An 18,225-nucleotide genomic window follows, 5' to 3' on the forward strand; every position below is an offset into this window, starting at 1 on the left:
CGTTTCCTTTTGTAGAGCCGAGCATGGGCTCGGCCCTACGACCGGCGCATCAACCGCCGCCGCCACCGCCCCCCGCGTGGATGCCACCGGCAGTCAGCGCGGTGGGGTCCAGCAGGCGGCGCAGTTCCGCTTCCTGCAGGCCGCTGTCTTCCAGCGCTACGTCCAGCACCGGGCGCTGTTCCTTGTAGGCACGCTTGGCAATGGCCGCTGCCTTCTCGTAGCCGATGATCGGGTTCAGCGCCGTGACCAGGATGGGATTGCGCGACAGCGCCTCGGCAACACGGTCTTCGCGCACCTTCAGCCCGGCAATCGCGCTGTCGGCCAGCAGCCGCGACACATTGGCCAGCAGGCCGATGCCATCCAGCAGGTTCACCGCGATCAGCGGCAGCGTGACGTTGAGCTGGAAGTTGCCGGTCTGCCCGGCCACGGTGATCGCGGTGTGGTGGCCGATCACCTGCGCGCAGGCCATCACGGTTGCTTCCGGAATCACCGGGTTGACCTTGCCCGGCATGATCGAGCTGCCCGGCTGCAGTGCCGGCAGTTCGATCTCGCCCAGCCCGGCCAGCGGACCGGCGTTCATCCAGCGAAGATCATTGGCGATCTTGATCAGCGCCACGGCCAGCGCATTGAGCTGGCCCGACAGTTCCACCGCATCGTCCTGCGCGGCCAGGCCTTCGAACTTGTTCTCGGCGCTGTCGAACTTGAACCCGGTCTGCTGCTTCAGTGCCTTGGCCACCTGCGCGCCGAAACGCGGGTCGGCGTTGATGCCGGTGCCGATGGCGGTGCCGCCCAGCGGCAGGCGACGCACGCGCTTGAGGCTGTCCTCAATGCGCTCCTGCGCCGAAGCCAGCTGTGCCGACCACGCGCCGAACTCCTGCTCGAAGGTCAGCGGCATCGCATCCATCAGGTGGGTACGCCCGGTCTTGACCACCTTGCGCAGGCTGCGGCCCTTCTTGTCCAGGGTCTTGCGCAGGTGCACCAGCGCCGGCAGCAGCTGCTCCTGCGCGGCCAGCACCGCCGACACGCGCAGCGCGGTCGGAATGACGTCATTGGAGCTCTGCCCCTGGTTGACGTGGTCATTGGGATGCACAGCGGCCTTGCCGGCCTTGCCGGCACGGTTGGCCAGGGTGGCGATGACCTCGTTGGCATTCATGTTCGAGGATGTACCCGAACCGGTCTGGTAGACGTCGATCGGGAAATGCGCGTCCCAGTCGCCGGCCGCCACCTCGGCGGCAGCGGCCTGGATGGCCTTGGCCACGGTCCTGGGCAGATGGCCCAGCTCGGCGTTGACGCCGGCAGCCGCGCCCTTGACCAGGCCCAGCGCACGGATGAAACCGCGCGGCATGCGCTGGCCCGACACCGGGAAATTCTGCACGGCACGCTGGGTCTGCGCGCCCCACAGGGCATCGGCAGGCACCTGCAGCTCACCCATGCTGTCATGTTCGATCCGGAATCCCGGAGTGGCACCCTTGCTTGCAGCTTTGCTCATTGCATCAACTCCGCACTACTTCAGTTGGGGAAAGGGAAGCGGCGGCTGGCAGGGTGTCGCTTCCCGGGCTGGCGGCTGCGCCAACAATACTCCGTTGCCGGTAGCGTGGGATGACGAGGACGGGCCAGAACGTTCCGTCTGCACGGCCGTTCTGCGTGCGCAAGGGTACTGCCGGCTGCTGGCCGGCAATCCATGCAGGGCGTGGCCGGGCGTGGTTGCCGGCCTGCGGCGGGCACTACCTCACCGGCACGTCGTAGAATATCGGCCCCGCCGCTCGCCCCAGCCCTGCCGACATGTCCGATTCCGCCCTGCTCGCCCTGTCCCCGCTCGATGGCCGCTATGCCGGCAAGGTCGACGCCCTGCGCCCGATCTTCTCCGAGTACGGCCTGATCAAGGCCCGCATCACGGTGGAAGTGGAGTGGCTGCTGGCCCTGGCCGCCGAGCCGGGCATCGTCGAGCTGGCGCCGTTCTCCGACGCTGCCATCGCCCGCCTGCGCGCGCTGGCCGCCCGCTTCAGCCCGGCCCAGGCCGCGCGCGTGAAGGAGATCGAGCGCACCACCAACCATGACGTCAAGGCGGTGGAGTACTTCATCAAGGAACAGCTGAAGGACGACGCCGAGCTGGCGCCGGCGCTGGAATTCGTGCATTTCGCCTGCACCAGCGAAGACATCAACAACCTCAGCTACGGCCTGATGCTGGAACAGGCCCGCCGCGAGGTGCTGCTGCCGACCCTGGACGGCATCGCCAGCACCCTGCGTACCCTGGCCCACGCCCAGGCCGGCCAGCCGATGCTGTCGCGCACCCACGGCCAGACCGCCTCGCCGACCACCCTGGGCAAGGAACTGGCCAACGTGGTCGCCCGCCTGGAGCGCCAGCGCCGGCAGATCGCTGCGGTCGAGCTGACCGGCAAGATCAACGGCGCGGTCGGCAACTACAACGCCCACGTGGCCAGCTACCCGGACGTGGACTGGCCGGCCTTCGCCGAGCGCTTCGTGACCGGCCTGGGCCTGGTGTTCAACCCGTACACCACGCAGATCGAACCGCACGACAACGTCGCCGAGATCGGCGATGCCGCACGCCGTGCCAACATCATCCTGATCGACCTGGCGCGTGACATCTGGGGCTACATCTCGCTGGGCTACTTCAAGCAGCGCCTGAAGGAAGGCGAGGTCGGTTCGTCGACGATGCCGCACAAGGTCAACCCGATCGATTTCGAGAATGCCGAAGGCAACTTCGGCATCGCCAACGCGCTGTTCGAGCACTTCAGCGCGAAGCTGCCGATCAGCCGCTGGCAGCGTGACCTGACCGATTCCACCGTGCTGCGTGCACTGGGCACCGCGTTCGGCCACAGCCAGGTGGCGCTGGATTCGCTGGCCAAGGGCCTGGGCAAGCTGGAAGTGAACCCGCAGCGCCTGGATGCCGATCTGGACGCAGCCTGGGAAGTGCTGGCCGAGGCCGTGCAGACGGTGATGCGCCGCCACGGCCTGCCGAACCCGTATGAGCAGCTGAAGGCGCTGACCCGCGGCCAGGGCATCACGGCCGAGTCGATGCGTGCGTTCGTGCAGGGGCTGGAGCTGCCGGCGGATGCGAAGCAGCGCCTGCTGGAGATGACCCCCGGCAGCTACACCGGTCTGGCCGAGGCGCTGGCGAAGAAGATCTAAGGGGTTTCCTTTGCGGCGGCGGCCGCGGGCGCTGCCTGCGGCAGGCAGCGGCAACAGCAACAGCGATCCAGGCTCTGGGTTGCTGCGGGCTGGGCGGGGCGGGAGGGGCCAGCGGGACACGCCGTGAACCCATCCATGGAGGCTCGATGGCGCCATCCATGGCGCCAACGGTCCCGCTGGCCCCTCCCGCCCCGCCTCTGACAGTTTCCCGGTGACGGATCGAAGAGCGTGGGGTTGTCGGGGCGGAATTTGAAAGAGGGACGCGGCTTCGCCGCGTCCCTCTTTTGCTTTGGCATGAGCAAGCGCAGCGCGCGACCCGCTGTTGCCTTTGATCTTCTTCTTCCATTCCGTGGCGGGCCACGCAGGAAACTGCCAGGGGCCGGGCGGGGTGGGTTCGCGGGACCGTTGGCGCCATGGATGGCGCCATCGAGCCCCCAGGGGTGAGGGCGCTTTGCTTGCGAAGCACTGCTTCGCAAGCGCCCGAACGCACAGCCGCCAGCGGCTGGGCCGGACCCCGGAGGGGGGTTTACGGCGTGTCCCGCGAACCCACCCCGCCCGGCCCAGCCCATGAAGCCAGCGCTTTGCGCGACCAACCACCCCGCCACGAGGGGCTCCGCCGTTGGCCGGACACCCCGCGACAAACCACCGCACGTGCGCAATCCCGACGAACGGCGGACAATGGAACCCTTGGCGGCCCGCCACGCCGCCCCTCCCGCTTTCCGCTGCAAGGATTCCCCCATGGCCGCCCGCAAGTCCTCCGCCCCCCTGATCGAAGTCACCGCCCGCCCCGGCCAGCCGCTGGGCATGGCGCCGGCCACCTTCCTGCGCGACTTCTGGCAGAAGCGCCCGCTGCTGATCCGCAAGGCCCTCCCCGATTTCCAGACCCCGGTGCAGCCGGAAGACCTGGCCGGGCTGGCCTGCGAGGAAGGCGTGCTGGCGCGCCTGATCGAGCATGACAAGGCCCAGGACGGCTGGCGCGTGCGCACCGGCCCGTTCCAGGAAGACGTGTTCCCCGCCCTGCCCGACCACGACTGGACCCTGCTGGTGCAGGACGTGGACAAGTGGGACCCCGACGTACGCGCCCTGATCGAGCATTTCAGCTTCCTGCCGCGCTGGCGCATGGATGACGTGATGATCAGCTTCGCCGCCACCGGCGGTTCGGTCGGCGCCCACGTCGACCAGTACGACGTGTTCCTGCTGCAGGCCCACGGCCATCGCCGCTGGCAGATCGATGCCAGCGAATCGATCAAGGGCAGGCAGCCGCCGCTGGGCTTCCGCCCGGACGTGGAGCTGAAGCTGCTGAAGGTGTTCAAGCCCACCCACGACTGGGTGCTGGCGCCGGGCGACATGCTGTACCTGCCGCCGAACGTGCCGCACCACGGCGTCGCCGAAGACCCCTGCCTGACCTTCTCGTTCGGCATGCGTGCACCGTCGTCGGCCGAGCTGATCAGCGACTACCTGGACACCCTGATCGCCGATGCCGACGAAAACATCCGCTACCAGGATGCCGATCTGAAGGTACCGGCCGACCCGAACGAAATCGACACGGTGGCGATGGCACGGGTGATCACTGCGCTCAACGCCATCCGCATGAACGACCCGGACAAGCTGGGCGACTGGTTCGGCCGCTTCATCACCACCTACCGCGCCGCTGGCGAAGTGATGGCCCACCAGGCCGCGCCGGCACCGGAAGAAGTGGTCCAGGCGCTGGCCTCGGGCCTGCTGCTGCAGCGTCACCCGTGGGCACGCCTGGCCTGGCGCCGGGCCAAGCGCGGTGCCAGCCTGTACGTCAGCGGCCAGGACTTCGCGCTGCCGGTGAAGGACGCCCAGCGCCTGGCCGGCGCCGAACAGCTCGATGCCGCCGCCTATCGCGGCCTGTCCGACAAGGGCCGTGCCGTGCTCCAGCAGCTGCTGGTCGGCGGCGTGTTCCAGCTGATCGATCCCAGCGAAATGCATGGCGCCGAAGACGAGGACGACGGCGAGGATGCCGTGGTGCTCGGCGAGGTCGTCGAAGGCCGTGACCGCGTGGACGCGATCGATGCCGACGCGGTGTCCGACGATGTCCACACCGTGACCGTGCACGACGACGGCATCGAGGTCATCGTCAACTTCGAGGATGACGAGGAAGACGACAGCGACGCGGGCCGTGCCTGAGCCCTCGCCATGATCCGGATCCAGCAGGTCAGCCACGCCGATGCCCACGCCGCCATCCACGACGTGCGCCAGCGCGTGTTCGTGCAGGAACAGGGCATCGCAGCGGCGCTGGAACGCGATGCGCTGGACCCGGTCAGCGCCCATGTGCTGGCGCTGGACGCTGATGGCCAGCCGGTGGGCACCGGCCGGCTGGCCCCGGATGGCCGCATCGGCCGCATGGCGGTATTGGCCAGTCATCGCAGCCAGGGGGTCGGCCAGGCCCTGCTGGAGGCCCTGGTTGAAGCCGGGCGCTGGCTCGGCCTGGCTGAGCTGCACCTGCACGCCCAGCTGCCGGCCCGTGATTTCTATGCCCGCCAGGGCTTCCTGCCGGAAGGCGAGGTGTTCGAAGAGGCCGGCATCGGCCACCAGCAGATGCGCCGCCGGCTGGGCGCGGCCAGCGCGATCGACAGCCGCGCCGAAGCAGTGGCCATCACCACCGCCATCGTCCACCGCGCCCGCCGCCAGCTGTGGCTGCACAGCCGCCAGCTGGACCCGGGGCTGCTCGACGCGCCGCCGGTGCAGGCCGCCCTGCGCCGCTTCGTCACCGCCCGTCACGACAAGCAGCTGCGGGTGATCGTGCATGACGCCGCCGCCATCGCCTCTGCGGGCGCACCACTGCTGGCGCTGGCCCAGCGCCTGCCCAGCGTGATCCAGTTCCGCGAGGTCAGCGATCCGGTCGACCGCGCCCTGGCCTCGGCCTGCCTGCTCAACGATGCGGGCGACTTCTACTTTCGTCTGATCGGCCATCGCCTCGACGGCGAGGCCGGCATCGCGCTGCCGGCACGTTCGCAGCCGTTCGAGCAGCAATTGCAGCGTGTCTGGGACCGTTCGCGCGATTGCAGCGAACTGCGCGCGCTCGGCATCTGAGCCGGCGCCGCTGACCCAACCTGTCTGGAACCGGCACCGGCGGACGTGGGATGCCCGCGGTGGTGCCCCTTCGTGTCCCGTTGGGGGTACAATTTGGCTGTTTGAACGCGCCCGCGCAGGGCTATTCATCTTCCTGCCGGGTCCTTCTGAAGCCATACCCCACAAAGCGAATCAACACCCTCCATCGTGGACAATCAACTGAAGCAGTTTGCGCAATCTTCGCAACTCGCCGGCGGCAACGCCTCCTATGTCGAGGACCTGTACGAGCAGTACCTGGTCTCCCCGGATAGTGTCGATCCCAAATGGAAAACCTACTTTGACGGCTTCAAGGGCCGCGAAGCAGGTGACATTCCGCACTCGGCCGTCATCTCCCACATCGCGGACGCGGCCAAGGATGCGCTGAAAGCTGGCACCGGCACCGGTGCGGGCGACGAGCGCGAGCGCAATGTCGGTCGTCTGATCACCGCCTACCGCTCGCGCGGCCACCTGGACGCCCGCCTTGATCCGCTGGGCCTGGCCGCGCCGGTCAACACGCCCGACCTGGGCCTGGCGTTCCACAGCCTGTCCGATGCCGACCTCAACAGCGAGTTCAGCACCGGCGGCGTCGGCGGCCAGCCGCGCATGAAGCTGCGCGACCTGCTGGCACGCCTGAAGGCGACCTACACCGGCTCGATCGGTGCGGAGTTCATGCACATCTCCGAGGTCGAGCAGCGCCAGTGGATCTACAAGAAGCTGGAAGCCGCCGGTGGCAACTACCAGCTGGACGCTGACACCCAGCGCCGCACCCTGGAGCGCCTGACTGCGGCCGAAGGCCTGGAGCGCTACCTGCACACCAAGTACGTCGGCCAGAAGCGCTTCTCGCTGGAAGGCGGCGATTCGCTGATCCCGATGATGGACACCATCATCCGCAACGCCGGCAAGGATGGCGTCAAGGATGTGGTGATCGGCATGGCCCACCGTGGCCGCCTGAACGTGCTGGTCAACACCCTGGGCAAGAACCCGCGCAAGCTGTTCGACGAGTTCGAAGGCAAGTTCGAGCACGACGAGCACGCTTCGGCCGGCGACGTGAAGTACCACATGGGCTTCTCCGCCGACGTCGCCACCGATGGCGGCCCGGTGCACCTGGCGCTGGCGTTCAACCCGTCGCACCTGGAAATCGCCGACCCGGTCGTGGCCGGCTCCGTGCGTTCGCGCCAGGAGCGCCGCAAGGACACCGCGCGCAAGCAGGTCATGCCGATCCTGATCCACGGCGACGCGGCCTTCTCCGGCCAGGGCGTGGTCATGGAACTGTTCCAGATGTCGCAGGCCCGCGGCTTCGCCGTCGGCGGCACCGTGCACATCGTGGTCAACAACCAGGTCGGCTTCACCACCTCCAACCCGCTGGATACGCGTTCCACGCGCTATGCCACCGACGTGGCGAAGATGATTGCCGCCCCGGTGCTGCACGTGAACGGCGATGACCCGGAAGCGGTGGTGTTCGCCGCACAGCTGGCCTTCGAGTTCCGCCAGACGTTCGCCAAGGACGTGGTCATCGACCTGATGTGCTACCGCCGCTGGGGCCACAACGAGGCCGACGAACCGGCGATCACCCAGCCGCTGATGTACCAGGTGATCCGCAAGCACCCGACCACCCGCGAGATGTACGCCGAGCAGCTGGAAAAGGCGGGCGTGATCGCCGCCGGCGCCGGCAAGGCGATGGTCGATGCCTACCGCGAGAAGCTGGACGCCGGTGAAGTGACCACCGAGCTGGCCAAGGTCGAGAAGACCCCGCCGAGCAGCCCACTGTTCGTCGATTGGCCGAAGCTGCTGGAAGGCAAGCTGTCCGACCCGGTCTCGACCAAGGTCGAGAAGAACAAGCTGGTCGAGCTGGCCAAGCTGATCAACACCATTCCCGATGAAGTGCAGCTGCACTCGCGCGTGGCCAAGGTCTATGACGACCGCCGCAAGATGGCCGCCGGCGAGATCCCGGGCGACTGGGGCTTTGCCGAGAACCTGGCCTACGCCACCCTGCTCGACGAAGGCCATGCGCTGCGCCTGGTCGGCCAGGACGTCGGCCGCGGTACCTTCACGCACCGCCACGCGATCCTGCACGACCAGAAGACCGACAACTACTACATGCCGCTGCGGCAGCTGGTGGATTCGCCGGAGAAGGCCACCGTCATCGATTCGCTGCTGAGCGAAGAAGCGGTGATGGCCTACGAGTACGGCTTCTCCACCACCGATCCGAACACGCTGTGCATCTGGGAAGGCCAGTTCGGCGACTTCGCCAACGGTGCCCAGGTGGTGATCGACCAGTTCATCGCCGCCGGTGAAGCCAAGTGGGGCCGCATTTCCGGCCTGACCCTGCTGCTGCCGCATGGCTATGAAGGGCAAGGCCCGGAACACAGCTCGGCGCGCCTGGAGCGCTTCCTGCAGCTGTGCGCGCTGGAGAACATGCTGGTGGTGGTGCCGTCGACCCCGGCCCAGGCCTTCCACATGCTGCGTCGCCAGCTGCACATGACCACCCGCAAGCCGCTGGTGGTGATGTCGCCGAAGTCGCTGCTGCGCCACAAGCTGGCCGTGTCGACCCTGGACGAGCTGGCCAACGGCGAGTTTCAGCACCTGATCGGCGACGCCAACGCAGACGCCAAGAAGGTCAAGCGCGTGGTGCTGTGCTCGGGCAAGGTCTATTACGACCTGCTGGAGGACCAGATCAAGCGTGGCCAGGACGACGTGGCGATCATCCGCGTGGAGCAGCTGTATCCGTTCCCGCGTGCGCTGCTGGCGGCCGAACTGAAGAAGTACGGCAAGGCCACCGACGTGGTGTGGACGCAGGAAGAACCGCAGAACCAGGGCGCGTGGTACCAGATCCGCCACCACCTGCAGTTCTGCCTGGCCGACGGCCAGAACCTGCACTACGCCGGTCGCGCACGTTCGGCCTCGCCGGCTGCCGGTCACATGGCTGACCACGTCCGCGAGCAGCAGCAGCTGATCGCCGACGCACTGGTCAACCCGTTCAACGACCAGGTCGCTGAATAACTCTCCCCCCTATTTAGAAGACAAACCAGGAAGCTCCCGCATGGCCACCGAAGTCAAAGCCCCGGTACTGCCCGAATCCGTCGCCGACGGCACCATCGCCACCTGGCACAAGAAGGTGGGCGACGCCGTCAAGCGCGACGAAAACCTGCTTGACCTGGAAACCGACAAGGTCGTCCTGGAAGTGCCGTCGCCGGTCGACGGCGTGCTGAAGGAAATCAAGTTCGCCGAAGGCTCGACCGTGACCTCCAGCCAGGTCGTGGCGATCATCGAGGAAGGCGCCGTTGCGGCTGCTCCGGCCCCGGCCGCCGAGGCCGCTCCGGCCGCTGCTCCGGCCGCCGCTGCTCCGGCTCCGGCCGCTGCCGCTGCGCCGGCCCCGGCCGCCAAGTCGGCCGCCGATGCGCTGCCGCCGGGCGCCCGCTTCACCGCCATCACTGAAGGCGTGAACCCGGCCGATGTCGACGGCACCGGCCGTCGCGGCGCGGTCACCAAGGAAGACATCGTCAACTTCGCCCGCAACGGCGGCGCCGGCAAGGCCGGTGGCGCACGCCCGGAAGAGCGCGTGCCGATGACCCGCATCCGCAAGCGCATTGCCGAGCGCCTGATGGAGTCGAAGAATTCGACCGCCATGCTGACCACCTTCAACGAAGTCGACCTGTCCAAGGTGTCGGCGGCGCGCAAGGAACTGCAGGACGAGTTCGTCAAGGCCCACGGCATCAAGCTGGGCTTCATGAGCTTCTTCGTGAAGGCCGCCGCCAACGCGCTGCAGCGCTTCCCGCTGGTCAACGCCTCGATCGACGGCGACGACATCATCTATCACGGCTACTCGGACATCTCGATCGCCGTCTCGACCGAGAAGGGCCTGGTCACGCCGGTGCTGCGCAACGTCGAGCGCATGTCGTTCGCCGACATCGAGAAGACCATCGCCGACTACGCCAAGAAGGCCCGTGACGGCAAGCTGGGCCTGGAAGAACTGCAGGGCGGCACCTTCACCGTGACCAACGGCGGCACCTTCGGTTCGCTGCTGTCGACCCCGATCATCAACCCGCCGCAGAGCGCCATCCTGGGCATGCACGCCATCAAGGAGCGTCCGATCGCCCAGAACGGCCAGGTCGTGATCGCGCCGATGATGTACCTGGCGCTGTCCTACGACCACCGCATCATCGACGGCAAGGACTCGGTGCAGTTCCTGGTGGACATCAAGAACCAGCTGGAAAACCCGGGCCGCATGCTGTTCGGCCTGTAAGAAACCTCCCGCCCCTCCGCGCCTGCGCGGAGGGGTTCTGGTAATGCATCAAGGAATAATTCAATGGCTGAACAATTCGACGTCGTCGTCATCGGTGCTGGCCCGGCCGGTTACCACGCTGCCATCCGCGCGGCCCAGTTGGGCCTGAAGACCGCCTGCATCGACGCAGCGCTGGGCAAGGACGGCAAGCCGGCCCTCGGCGGCACCTGCCTGCGCGTGGGCTGCATCCCGTCCAAGGCGCTGCTGGATTCCTCGCGCCAGTACTGGAACATGGGCCACATCTTTGGCGACCACGGCATCAGCTTCAAGGATGCCAAGATCGACGTCGAGGCGATGGTTGGCCGCAAGGACAAGATCGTCAAGCAGTTCACCGGCGGCATCGCCATGCTGTTCAAGGCCAACAAGGTCGCCACCTACTACGGCTTCGGCCAGCTGCAGCCGGGCAACGTGGTCAAGGTGAAGCAGCACGACGGTTCGGAAGTCGAGCTGAAGGGCACCAACGTCATCATCGCCGCCGGCTCGGATTCGATCGAGCTGCCGTTCGCCAAGTTCGACGGCGAGACCATCGTCGACAACGTCGGCGGCCTGGACTTCACCGAAGTGCCGAACCGCCTGGCGGTGATCGGCGCCGGCGTGATCGGCCTGGAACTGGGCAGCGTGTGGAAGCGCCTGGGCGCTGAAGTCACCATCCTGGAAGCCATGCCGGAGTTCCTGGCGGCTGCCGATGCCGAAGTGGCCAAGGCGGCTGCCAAGGAATTCAAGAAGCAGGGCCTGGACATCAAGCTCAATGCCAAGGTCTCCAAGACCGAGATCACCGGCAAGGGCAAGAAGAAGGAAGTCATCGTCACCTACACCGACGCGGAAGGCGAAAAGACCCTGACCGTGGACAAGCTGCTGGTGGCCGTGGGCCGTCGCGCGGCGACCAAGGGCCTGCTGGCCGAAGGCACCGGCGTCAAGGTCAACGAGCGCGGCCAGATCGAAGTCGATGCGCACTGCCACACCGGCGTCAACGGCGTGTGGGCGGTCGGCGACTGCGTGCGCGGCCCGATGCTGGCACACAAGGGCTTCGAGGAAGGCATCGCGGTGGCTGAGCTGATCGCCGGCCTGCCGGGCCACGTCAACTTCGACACCATTCCGTGGGTCATCTACACCGAGCCGGAACTGGCCTGGGTCGGCAAGACCGAAGCCCAGCTGAAGGCCGAAGGCATTCCGTACAAGGCCGGCAGCTTCCCGTTCGCCGCCAACGGCCGTGCCGTGGCGATGATCGAACCGGCAGGCTTCGTGAAGATCCTGGCCCATGCCGAAACCGACCGCATCCTGGGCATGCACCTGGTCGGCGCCAACGTTTCCGAGCTGGTGCACGAAGGCGTGCTGACCATGGAGTTCAGCGGTTCGGCCGATGACCTGGCCCGCATCTGCCACGCCCACCCGTCGCTGTCGGAAGTGGTCCACGACGCGGCGATGGCGGTCAGCAAGCGCGCCATCCACAAGGCGAACTGATCATCCGGTAGTGCCGGCCGCTGGCCGGCATCACCCGGATATGAAAAACCCCGCCTCGGCGGGGTTTTTTGTTGCCCGTTTCCCTGTAGCGCCGAGCACGGGCTCGGCGCTACACCTTTCCAGCAGGCTTCTTCGGTGGATCCTCACAGACCCTGTGCTGCACCACCGTATCGCCGGCCTTCCATTGCTTGACCACCCGGCAGCGCGCCTCCGCTTTCGGCGCAGGGGCCGCCGCGGCATTGGCTTCGTCAGCCGCAGCGCTCTGCTCGCGCTCCAGCCACACCGAAGGCGGTGCTGGAGGTGCAGCCAGTACCGGGCCTGGCAACAGGACCAGACCGGCCAGCAGCGCCCTCCTCATGCGGGAACCGCCCGGCCACCGAGCAGGCGCGCCGGCAGCATGAACAGCGCGCGCAGGAAGGCGAACAGCGCCGAGAAGGTGATGCCGACCAGGCGGAACGGCAGGCTCAGCAGCCAGACGAACGGCCAGGCGATCAGGGCCAGGATCGCCAGCGGCCAGCACAGTACGAACAGCAGACACCACACACCGAGCGCGAACAGGGTCTTCATCACGGTCTCCTTGGGGCGGCACCTTGCCGCCTGCGCATACCTTGGCGCCCTGCCTGCGCCGCCGGCAAACGGTTTGCGACGAAACCGGGCTGGCGGCGATGAAACCGGTGGTGGGGAAACCGGAGATTGATCAGGTTGCCGGCCAGCGGCCGGCACTACCGAACCGAGTCACGCCGGGACTGCCCCCGGGCGGCCGTGGGTCACCTGGAAGCGCGCCGCGGTGCGCACCGCGGCATCCGGGCGCAGCACGCTGTCGGCGAAGCGCAGCTCGGCGTCCAGCGTCTGCCGGTTCAACTGCAGCTTCCACCAGCCGCGGCGGTCGCCGTCGAAGTAGCGGATGTGCGGGTTCTGCACTATCGACGGACCGTAGTACGGCCCATACGGCGTATCGTCACCGCCGCTGCTGATCGCCGGGGCGATGAATTCGGTGGCGACGACCGGCGCACCGACGGCATCGAAATCCAGCTTGAGGTCGTTGACGAAGGTGGAATGCCAGTCGCCGCCAAGCACGATGGCATTGCCCTGCCCGCCCGCCTGCATCGCCTGCAGCAGACGCCTGCGTGCGGCGGGATAGCCATCCCAGGCGTCGTTCCAGAAGCGCTCGCGCGGCGTGCCGCCGTCCAGCCGAAGCTGCGCCATCAGCAGCTGCTGCACCACCACGTTCCAGCGCGCGCCCTGTGCGGCGGCCATCGACTGCGTGAACCACGCTTCCTGGCCGATGCCGAGCATGCTCATGCGTGGATCGAGCGCCGCCTCGCAGCGTGGTGACTCGCCCACACCACAGGGATTGGCCGGGCGGAACTGACGGCAGTCCAGCAACGTCAGCTGTGCCAGGTCGCCATAGCGCAGGCGCCGATGCACGCGCAGGCCGCCGTTGCCCGCAGGCGTGCTGCGCATCGGCAGGTGTTCGTAGAACGCACGGTAGGCTGCCGCGCGGCGCACGATGAAATCCTCCGTCGAGACGCCGGGCTTCTCCGGATGGATACCAGAGTAATCGTTCTGCACTTCGTGGTCGTCCCAGATCACCGCGAAGGCATGCGCGGCATGGGCCGCCTGAAGATCCGGATCGAGCTTGTACAGCGCGTACTGGTCACGGTAGCGCTGCAGGCTGATGGTTTCACCGCTGAAGCGCGCCGCATCCAGTGTTTCGCCGCGCGCATTCTGCAGCGGGCTGTACTCGTACAGGTAATCGCCCGCATGCAGCACCAGGTCGACATCGCTCTGCGCGATATCCCGCAGTACCGGGTAATAGCCGCTGTTCCAGGCCTGGCAGGTGCCCAACGCCAGCCGCAGCTGCTGCAGCTGGGTTTCCAGCAGCGGTGCGGTACGGAAGTGCCCAACCGGACTTTCCTCATCACCGTCGCAGGCGAAGCGGTAGTAGTAGTCGCGGCCCGGGCGCAGGCCGTTGACCTCCACATGCACCGAATGCGCGAGCTCGGGCACCGCCGCGGCAACACCACGCTGCACCAACCGTCGCATCCGGGCGTCTTCGGCCACGAACCAGCGCACCGGCACCGCCCGCGACGGCATGCCACCGCCGTTGAGCGGGTCCGGCGCCAGCCGCGTCCACAGCACTGCACCCTGTGGATCCGGATCGCCAGCGGCGACGCCGAGGGTGAACGGATCACGCCCCAGCCGCGGCCGTGGGCCCGCCGTGGCCAGCCCCGGCATCGCCGCCAGCGCGATCGCCGCCCCCGTGCCCTGCCACGCCATGCGCAGCAGGCGACGACGGCTTTCCGGATCCACCGGCCCGCGCATCAGAAGCGCACGGTGGCGGTGGCCATCACCTGCCGCGGCGCGCCGACCTGCATGGTCGCCAGGCTGCGGGTCGGGTCGGCGGCGTAGGTGCCGTTGGTGTTGATCGAAGACAGGTAGCGCTTGTCGGTCAGGTTGGTCAGGTTCAGCGCCACAGTCAGGTTCTGCGCCGGGCCCAGCGTGCCGAAGTCATAGGCGACCGACGCGTTGATCAGCCAGTAGCTTGGCACCGACGCGTCGTTGGTATAGGTCACGTAGCGCTTGCCGACGTGGTTGGCCGACAGGCGCATGTCCCACGGGCCCGGGGTCCAGGCCAGGGTGCTGGCGAACATCCATTCGGGGGTGTCGACGGTCTTCTTGCCGCGGGTCGGCACCACGCCGTTGTTCACATAGTCGTTGTCGTAGGTGCTGTCATTCCAGGACAGCGCGTTGGACCAGGCCAGGTCCTGCATCGGCTTCAGCTGCAGGGTCGCCTCGGCGCCGCGGCTGGTCACCGAACCAACGTTGGAGAACAGCGCCGGGCAGCCGAGGATGCCCACGCACTGGGCGATCGCCAGCAGGCGGTTGTCGAACTTGACGTCGTACACCGCAACCGAGGCTTCATAGCCCTGGCCGTAGCCGCGCCAGCCCAGCTCGAGGGTGCGCGACTGTTCCGGCTTCAGGTTCTGCGCGCTGGCATCGAACGCGGCCTGTGGCACGTTGAACGGGCTGCCCACGCCCAGCGCATAGGCGGCGACGTTCTTTGCGAACGAACCGAAGATCTCGTTGCCTTCGTTGAGCTTGAAGTTGAAGCCGGCCTGCGGCAGGAAGCCCTTCTTCGAGGTCAGGCTGCTGTTGTTGGCATAGTTGCCCAGTGGCGTGCGCACGCGGGTGCGGGTGTGCGGCGATTTCGCGCCGATATCGATGGTCAGGCGGTCGTCGAACAGGCGGAAGCGGTCCTGCACGTAGAACTGGCGGGTGATGGTGGTGTAGCGCTGGTGCCACACGCGCTGGTCCGGGTTGCGCAGGAAGAAGTCGTCGGTGACCGGGCCGTCGATGTAGTAGAAGTTGCGCTGCACGCTGTGGCCGTTGTCCTCGTACCAGAGGCCGGCTTCCAGTTCGTGGCCACCGACGTTCCAGGTGAACGCCGAGGTCACGCCGGTACGGTCGATCGCGTACTCGGTGGTGCGGATCGAGATCGGGATCTCGCGGAGGGTACCCGGGTTGGACGGGTTGGACGGGCTGAACCAGTGGCCCTGGCCACGGTTGCTGTGGTTGTAGACGTTGACCTTCAGCCGCATCGCCTCGTTCAGGCCGAAATCGCCGGCAATGCTGGACAGGTCATCGTTGCGCAGGCCGTGGCCGGAGTAGTACGCATCCCACGGGCTGTTGACGCCACCGCTGAATGTCCCGCGTGCCGCGGCGACGGCGCGATCCCAGTCCGGCGCGTAGTTGTCCCAGTCCCAGCCGAGGCGATCGATCATCTCCAGCGACAGGTCCTGGTAATCGGCCTCGACGCGGCGCGAGGCGTTGAACAACGCGGTGATCCTGCTGTCCGTTCCGAAGTTGTAGGTGGCCTTGCCGTTGAACTGCTTCAGCTCCTGCGAGCCCTTGCCCTTCCACTTGTCACCTTCCGAATACACGCCGGACAGATAGGCGGCAAAGCCCTGGTGCTCGCCGGTCTCCAGGCGCGCATAGCTGCGCCGCGCGCTGTCGCTGCCGAAGCCCTGCGCCAGCACCACGCCGTACTCGGTGGACGGATCGATCGAATAGAACTGGAACACGCCACCGAGGTTGCTGGTGGACGGCGTGCCAAGCGCACCGATGCCGGTGGACACTTCGGCTCCGCCCAGGTTCTCGCTGATCACGGCACGGCTGATGTGCAGGCCGTTGCTGTTGCCATAGGCCATGTTGCCCAGCGGGATGCCATCGAGCGTGTAGCCCAGGCGGTTCTGGTTGAAGCCACGCAGGCTGATGGTGGTGGACCATTCGTAGGCGCCGGTGGCATCGGCCGACTCGAAGTGCACACCGGGCTTGCTGGCCAGCAGCTTCAGCGGGTTGGCGCCGGGCGGCAGGATCTTCATGTCCTCGGCGGTCACACGCTGCACCTGGCGGGCTTCGCCGCGGCCGATCACCGAGATTGAATCGAGGGTGGTGGCCGACGCTGCGTCGGCAGCAGGAGCAGTTTCAGCGGCAGCCAGCGACGGCAGCCAGGCACAGACCAGCAGGGCCAGCAGATTGCGGCGAAGCGGAGCGTGGGACGGCATGGGGGCGGATTCCTTGGGCACGCTGGACGCCGAAGGGCGGCGTCGAAGGGCAGCAGCGGCGGAATCGTAGAAGCGTCGCGTTACATGTCATTTACACGCCACAGACGGGCGCTTGGCGTTTCGAATGGTCTGCCGGCCGGCGGATGGTTGCCGGCCAGCGCCCGGCACTCCGGTTATTCGAACGAACCGACCGAATCGTGGGCCAGGTTGTCAAAGCGGGTGTATTCGCCGAAGAACTTCAGCTTGCACGAACCGGTCGGGCCACCACGATGCTTGCCGATGATGATCTCGGCCAGGCCCTTGTCCGGCGAGTTTTCCTTGTTGTAGTAGTCGTCGCGGTAGATGAACACGATCATGTCCGCGTCCTGCTCGATTGCGCCCGACTCGCGAAGGTCGGCCATCACCGGGCGCTTGTCGGTACGCGTTTCCAGCGAGCGGTTGAGCTGTGACAGCGCGATCACCGGTACGTTCAGTTCCTTGGCCAGGCCCTTCAACGAACGCGAGATTTCCGAGATCTCGGTGGCGCGGTTTTCGCTGTTGCCCGGCACGCTCATCAGCTGCAGGTAGTCGATCACGATCAGGCCGAGATCATGCTCGCGCTTCAGGCGGCGGCACTTGGAGCGCAGCACTTCCGGCGACACGCCCGGCGTATCGTCGATGAAGATCTTGGTTTCCTTCAGCATCTTGATCGCGCTGGTGACGCGGCTCCAGTCCTCGTCTTCCAGCTGGCCGGTACGCAGGCGCTGCGCGTTGATGCGGCCGTTGGAGGAAATCAGGCGCATCGCCAGCTGCGATGCCGACATTTCCATCGAGAACACCGCCACGCCCTTCTTCGACTTGATCGCCGCGTACTCGGCGATGTTCAGTGCGAAAGTGGTCTTGCCCATGGCCGGGCGTGCCGCGAGGATGATCAGGTCGGTCGGCTGCAGGCCGGCGGTCATCGCATCGAAATCAGTGTAGCCGGTCGGCAGGCCGGTGATGTTGCCGCCGTTCTCGAAGCGGTTGCGCAGTTCCTCGAACGCATCCTTCAGCGCACCGGGCATGGCCACGAAATCGGTACGGCCACGCGCGCCCTGTTCGGCAATGGCAAACACGCTCTTTTCCGCCGAGGCCAGCAGCTCGCTGCTGTCGCGGCCTTCGGGCTGGAAGCCATCGTTGACGATATCGGTGCCGACCTGGATCAGCTGCCGCAGCACCGCCTTGTCACGCACGATCTCGGCATAGGCCACGATGTTGGCGGCCGACGGCGTGGTGCTGGCCAGCTCGATCAGGTAGGCACCATCACCCACCAGTTCCATCTTGCCCTGCGACTCGAACCACTCGCCCAGCGTCACCGCATCGAACGGACGCTCGCGCTCGGACAGCTCGCGGATCGCGCGATAGATCATCTGGTGGTCGCGGCGGTAGAAATCGCCCTCGGTCAGCTGGTCATTGACCCGGTCGTAGGCCTCGGGCGCCAGCATCAGGCCGCCCAGCACCGCCTGCTCGGCTTCCACCGAATGCGGCGGTACCCGCAACTGGTCGATGCGCGACTCGTCGCGATCGCGATCGAAGCCATCACCGCGCTCTCTGCGGTTGGAACGGAAGCCGGGACGAGCGGACATGCTGCGGTGTTTCCTGCAAAAGTGGGCCAGACGAGTGTAGGCATGCGCCGACCCCGGCGACCATGGACAAGCCTGTGGATAA

Annotated in this window: 12 protein-coding genes; 6 read left to right on the plus strand and 6 right to left on the minus strand. The window is 67.0% G+C overall.

Features of this window, described 5'->3' with window-relative positions; all coding sequences use genetic code 11:
- Positions 1-49: 49 nt before the first annotated feature.
- A complete protein-coding gene (locus tag BLS66_RS00560) occupies positions 50-1,489 on the minus strand; it encodes a class II fumarate hydratase (protein WP_074724861.1) in 1,440 nt (479 codons plus the stop codon).
- Between the two features lie 293 nt (positions 1,490-1,782).
- On the opposite strand from BLS66_RS00560, the gene purB reads away from it, so the two are divergent.
- The 6 genes from purB (at position 1,783) to lpdA (ending at position 11,971) form a co-directional block, all read left to right on the plus strand.
- Positions 1,783-3,150 carry an adenylosuccinate lyase gene (gene purB / locus BLS66_RS00565; RefSeq protein ID WP_074724862.1) on the plus strand — a complete coding sequence of 456 codons (1,368 nt, stop codon included), beginning with the start codon at positions 1,783-1,785 and terminating at the stop codon, positions 3,148-3,150.
- 738 nt (positions 3,151-3,888) lie between these two features.
- Positions 3,889-5,304: a ribosomal protein uL16 3-hydroxylase gene (locus BLS66_RS00570; protein WP_074724863.1), complete on the plus strand. Its 1,416-nt coding sequence runs from the start codon at positions 3,889-3,891 to the stop codon at positions 5,302-5,304.
- A 9-nt stretch (positions 5,305-5,313) separates the two neighbouring features.
- Positions 5,314-6,210 carry a GNAT family N-acetyltransferase gene (locus tag BLS66_RS00575; protein WP_074724864.1) on the plus strand — a complete coding sequence of 299 codons (897 nt, stop codon included), beginning with the start codon at positions 5,314-5,316 and terminating at the stop codon, positions 6,208-6,210.
- A 186-nt stretch (positions 6,211-6,396) separates the two neighbouring features.
- Positions 6,397-9,228: a 2-oxoglutarate dehydrogenase E1 component gene (locus BLS66_RS00580; RefSeq protein WP_049467626.1), complete on the plus strand. Its 2,832-nt coding sequence runs from the start codon at positions 6,397-6,399 to the stop codon at positions 9,226-9,228.
- Positions 9,229-9,268: 40 nt separating this feature from the next.
- Entirely contained in the window at positions 9,269-10,471 is a 1,203-nt protein-coding gene (gene sucB, locus BLS66_RS00585; RefSeq protein WP_049467624.1) for a dihydrolipoyllysine-residue succinyltransferase, read from the plus strand.
- 63 nt (positions 10,472-10,534) lie between these two features.
- A complete protein-coding gene (gene lpdA, locus BLS66_RS00590; protein WP_049467622.1) occupies positions 10,535-11,971 on the plus strand; it encodes a dihydrolipoyl dehydrogenase in 1,437 nt (478 codons plus the stop codon).
- Positions 11,972-12,080: 109 nt separating this feature from the next.
- Here lpdA and BLS66_RS00595 read toward each other — a convergent pair whose 3' ends face one another.
- The 5 genes from BLS66_RS00595 to BLS66_RS00615 all read right to left on the minus strand — a co-directional run bounded on the left by BLS66_RS00595 (position 12,081) and on the right by BLS66_RS00615 (position 18,143).
- Positions 12,081-12,329: a hypothetical protein gene (locus BLS66_RS00595; RefSeq protein WP_074724865.1), complete on the minus strand. Its 249-nt coding sequence runs from the start codon at positions 12,327-12,329 to the stop codon at positions 12,081-12,083.
- Entirely contained in the window at positions 12,326-12,538 is a 213-nt protein-coding gene (locus BLS66_RS00600) for a hypothetical protein (protein ID WP_014647705.1), read from the minus strand. Before BLS66_RS00600 ends, BLS66_RS00595 begins: the two co-directional genes overlap by 4 nt.
- Before the next feature lie 168 nt (positions 12,539-12,706).
- A complete protein-coding gene (locus BLS66_RS00605; protein ID WP_074724866.1) occupies positions 12,707-14,296 on the minus strand; it encodes an alkaline phosphatase D family protein in 1,590 nt (529 codons plus the stop codon).
- On the minus strand, positions 14,296-16,539 hold the full coding sequence (locus BLS66_RS00610) for a TonB-dependent receptor (RefSeq protein ID WP_074724867.1): 2,244 nt from the start codon (positions 16,537-16,539) through the stop codon (positions 14,296-14,298). The genes BLS66_RS00605 and BLS66_RS00610 overlap by 1 nt, the downstream gene beginning before the upstream one ends.
- A 173-nt stretch (positions 16,540-16,712) precedes the next feature.
- Positions 16,713-18,143 (minus strand): replicative DNA helicase, encoded by a 1,431-nt coding sequence (locus BLS66_RS00615; protein WP_014647708.1) that lies wholly within the window; start codon positions 18,141-18,143, stop codon positions 16,713-16,715.
- Positions 18,144-18,225: the final 82 nt, after the last annotated feature.

The sequence above is a fragment of the Stenotrophomonas pavanii genome, from assembly GCF_900101175.1.
GTDB lineage: Bacteria > Pseudomonadota > Gammaproteobacteria > Xanthomonadales > Xanthomonadaceae > Stenotrophomonas > Stenotrophomonas pavanii.

Bases quoted from the DNA above. Each gene is read 5' to 3' on its own strand.
- lpdA (WP_049467622.1), top strand. From the start codon at position 10,535: ATGGCTGAACAATTCGACGTCGTCGTCATCGGTGCTGGCCCGGCCGGT.
- BLS66_RS00610 (WP_074724867.1), bottom strand. From the start codon at position 16,539: ATGCCGTCCCACGCTCCGCTTCGCCGCAATCTGCTGGCCCTGCTGGTC.
- BLS66_RS00575 (WP_074724864.1), top strand. From the start codon at position 5,314: ATGATCCGGATCCAGCAGGTCAGCCACGCCGATGCCCACGCCGCCATC.
- BLS66_RS00570 (WP_074724863.1), top strand. From the start codon at position 3,889: ATGGCCGCCCGCAAGTCCTCCGCCCCCCTGATCGAAGTCACCGCCCGC.
- purB (WP_074724862.1), top strand. From the start codon at position 1,783: ATGTCCGATTCCGCCCTGCTCGCCCTGTCCCCGCTCGATGGCCGCTAT.
- sucB (WP_049467624.1), top strand. From the start codon at position 9,269: ATGGCCACCGAAGTCAAAGCCCCGGTACTGCCCGAATCCGTCGCCGAC.
- BLS66_RS00595 (WP_074724865.1), bottom strand. From the start codon at position 12,329: ATGAGGAGGGCGCTGCTGGCCGGTCTGGTCCTGTTGCCAGGCCCGGTA.
- BLS66_RS00560 (WP_074724861.1), bottom strand. From the start codon at position 1,489: ATGAGCAAAGCTGCAAGCAAGGGTGCCACTCCGGGATTCCGGATCGAA.
- BLS66_RS00615 (WP_014647708.1), bottom strand. From the start codon at position 18,143: ATGTCCGCTCGTCCCGGCTTCCGTTCCAACCGCAGAGAGCGCGGTGAT.
- BLS66_RS00600 (WP_014647705.1), bottom strand. From the start codon at position 12,538: ATGAAGACCCTGTTCGCGCTCGGTGTGTGGTGTCTGCTGTTCGTACTG.
- BLS66_RS00605 (WP_074724866.1), bottom strand. From the start codon at position 14,296: ATGCGCGGGCCGGTGGATCCGGAAAGCCGTCGTCGCCTGCTGCGCATG.